Consider the following 968-nt stretch of genomic DNA (forward strand, 5'->3'; position numbering starts at 1 on the left):
ATGTCTGTGGGTTTAGATAAAATGATGCCGTAAAATTAAAGGCAACTCTATCTGTGCTGAAGGATAACGCGGAATTATGGAAAGCCGCTGATGAAGACTGACAACCAGCCTGTGCACATAAACAAGACTCATCACAACAGTCATTTGTGACTGAAGAGGTTTTATTCATCTTCATCGAGTCTTTAACGGTTTGAGCCACGGCCTCGTGGCAAGACTCGCTATCTGATGTTACCTTCATTTGTTCAACATCACTTTCAGTTGATGTCGACGCTGAATGATGAGGCATTGTGCTTTCGCTCATCAACAGAGTATTCGCCGAAGATATAATCGGAGATAGCATCATCAAAACGGCCAGCAAGACGCTTATTTGTTTTGAATACTTTTGTTTTATCTGTTTCAGAATACTCATCTTTAAAACTCTGCCACAAAAATCATAGCGCTGCAAGCGCCTTTACTAAATATCACGAAGATGCTTAAAAAGACTTAAACTGCGTTTTACACATACTTTAGGACACTAATTAATAGAGAAAGTTCAGTCTGGTTTATTGGCTTTGGATACAACGAGACTTATTCAACGCAGCATAAATATAATCTAAACCCGGTAACTACTGCTTTGTTCTCAAGGCCATAAATCTTAATCCTCGTTTAATCAGGATAACTAGGCCATTTTGACAATGGACTAAGAGGCCTGCAATTGGCACTTAGCCAACGTCAAGAAAAGCTTGATAACCTCGAATTTAAGTCTTCCATGAATACCTGTTCTTAGTGACCTCGCCAACGATCCATTACCATCAACTCAGAATAATAAATCCATGAGAAGGTTCATGCTCGCTTATGCGGCCATAGCTCATGCCAGTAACATATTAATTAGTTTAAAATATGACCTGCCTTCATTGATGTTTAATTGACCAATATCAAACCAGTCCCGACCTATCTTAAGTACGATATAGAGAGTAATTCATAAGGAT

Annotated in this window: 1 protein-coding gene; it reads right to left on the reverse strand. The window is 38.9% G+C overall.

Going from position 1 to position 968, the window contains the following annotated elements; genetic code table 11:
- Positions 1-409 (reverse strand): hypothetical protein (locus A3761_RS17495; RefSeq protein WP_156491923.1); only part of this gene is annotated, 409 nt, incomplete at its 3' end.
- Positions 410-968: the final 559 nt, after the last annotated feature.

The sequence above is a fragment of the Oleiphilus sp. HI0123 genome, from assembly GCF_001635315.1.